The organism is Streptomyces sp. NPDC002276 (assembly GCF_053891435.1).
In genome coordinates this window covers 1-2,517 of record NZ_JBSFCQ010000059.1, presented here as the reverse complement: position 1 = coordinate 2,517, position 2,517 = coordinate 1, and the positions used below count along the sequence as shown (strand labels likewise).

The 2,517-nt window shown below is 70.3% G+C and carries 1 protein-coding gene; it reads left to right on the top strand.

Annotated elements, in window-relative coordinates; genetic code table 11:
• Positions 1-18: 18 nt before the first annotated feature.
• The coding region (locus tag ACWIHT_RS47160; protein ID WP_456174819.1) for an amino acid adenylation domain-containing protein at positions 19-2,517 on the top strand (2,499 nt) is incomplete at its 3' end.

The window sequence follows — 2,517 nt, the reverse complement described above, 5'->3', positions numbered from 1 at the left end:
CCGGCGGGTGTCGAGGGCGTGCTGCAATACAGCAGTGACCTCTTCGATGTCACCACCGCCGAGAAGCTCTGCTCCCGGCTCGTGCTGTTGCTTGCTTCGGTCGTCGCCTGTCCGGACGGTGCCCTCAGCGGTATCGATCTCCTCCTGCCGGGGGAGCGGCACACGCTGCTCGCCGAGTGGAACGCCGACGCGCACACCGCACCCGAGGCCTCCGACACGACACTGCCTGAACTGTTCACGGCACAGGCGGCACGCACACCCGAAGCCCCCGCCCTCACCTTCGGGCGATCCACGCTCTCGTACGCCGAACTCGACGAGCGTTCCAACCGGCTCGCGCGGCACTTGATGGCGTGCGGGGCTGGTCCGGAGAAGTTCGTCGCTCTTGTGATGCCGCGTTCGGCGGAGCAGATCGTGGCGCTGCTGGCCGTGGTCAAGTCGGGGGCCGCGTACGTCCCGATCGACCCCGAGCAGCCGGGGGAGCGCATCGCGTACATGCTGACGGACTGCGCGCCGGTCCTGCTGCTGACCGTCGGCGCCGTCGCGGACCGCCTGCCCGAGACCTCGGTGGAGCGGGTCCTGCTGGACGCTCCGGAAACGGTCCGTGAAATCGGTGTCCTGTCCGCGTCCGGCATCAGCGCCGCCGACCAGCCCACGGCACTGCTCGCGGACAGTCCCGCGTACGTCATCCACACCTCGGGTTCCACCGGGGAGCCCAAGGGCGTACTCGTCTCCCACCGCAACGTCACCCGACTGTTCACCTCGGCCGCACAGCGGCTGTCCTTCGGGCCGGACGACGTGTGGACGGGGTTCCATTCCTACGCGTTCGACTTCTCGGTGTGGGAAGTGTGGGGGCCCTTGCTGCACGGCGGGCGCCTCGTCGTGGTCCCGCGAGACATGACCCGCTCGCCCGCCGACTTCCTGCGGCTCCTGGCCGACGAACGGGTCACGGTGCTCAGCCAGACCCCGTCCGCGTTCTACGAGCTGATGCGGGCGGACGAGGAGGAGCCGGCGCACGGCCCGTGGCCCACGCTGCGGTACGTGGTCCTCGGCGGCGAGGCTCTGGACTTCGGGCAGCTCGGCAGCTGGTACGCGCGGCATACCGGGCAGGCTCCGACGCTGGTCAACATGTACGGCATCACCGAGACGACGGTGCACGTCACCGAGTTGGCGCTCGATGCCGGGACGGTGTCCGCGCGGACGGCCGGCCTCGTCGGCCGCGCGCTTCCCGACCTTCGGGTGCACGTGCTCGACGACTCCCTGAACCTGCTGCCCCCTGGGGTGCCCGGTGAGATGTACGTGGCCGGACCGGGACTGGCCCGCGGCTATCTGGGCCGGTCCGCCCTGACGTCCGAGCGGTTCGTGGCCGACCCCTTCGGCCCGGCGGGGTCGCGGATGTACCGCACCGGTGACATCGCGAGGTGGAACACCGACGGGATCCTGGAGTACATGGGTCGTTCCGACGACCAGGTCAAGATCCGGGGGTTCCGCCTCGAACTCGGTGAGGTACGGGCCGCCCTGGCGTCCCGCCCCGACGTCGCGCAGAGCGCGGTGGTGGTGCGCCGCGACCGTCCCGGGGACACCAGTCTGGTCGCCTACGTCGTCCCGGCGGGACCGTCACCGGACCCGGCGGTGGTGCGCGCGTACCTCGCCGAACGCCTCCCCGAGTACATGGTGCCGTCCGCGGTGATGGTGCTCGACCGGCTGCCCCTGTCGGTCAACGGCAAGTTGGACGCCGCGGCGCTGCCGGTGCCGGAGTACGCGGCGGCCGTGGACGGCCGTGCCCCGCGTACCCCGCAGGAAGAGGCTCTGTGCGGCATCTTCGCCGAGGTGTTGGGGGTGGAGAGGGTCGGTGTCGACGACAGCTTCTTCGACCTCGGGGGCCACTCCCTCCTCGCCACCCGGCTCGTCAGCCGCATCCGCACCCAGCTGGGGACGGAGATCCCGATCGCCGCCGTGTTCGAGGCTCCGACCGTCGCCGCCCTGGCGCCGCACCTCACGGACGACGGCACGGTACGACCCGCACTGGTGCGCATGGTGCGCCCGGACGCGGTTCCGTTGTCGTTCGCGCAGCGTCGTCTGTGGTTCCTACAGCGGTTGGAGGGTGGTTCGGCGTACAACGTGCCGATGGCGCTCCGGCTCAGGGGTGAGCTGGACGAGGAGGCGCTGCGTGTCGCGCTCGGCGATGTGATGGCCCGGCACGAGTCGCTGCGCACGGTCTTCCCGGAGACCGACGGTGAGCCCCGTCAACTGGTCCTGGAACCCGCGGATGCGCGTGTGGCGTGGGAACAGCGGCACGTTCAGGAATCAGAGCTGCCGCAGGCCCTGGACGCGGCAGCGGGGCACGTCTTCGACTTGTCCTGTGAGACGCCGGTGCGAGCCTGGCTCTTCCGCGTCGGTGCGGGCGAGAACGTTCTGCTACTGGTGCTGCATCACATCGCGGCTGATGGCTGGTCCATGGGTCCGTTGGTGCGTGACATCGTGACGGCGTATACGGCTCGTGCGCGGGGTGTGGTGCCG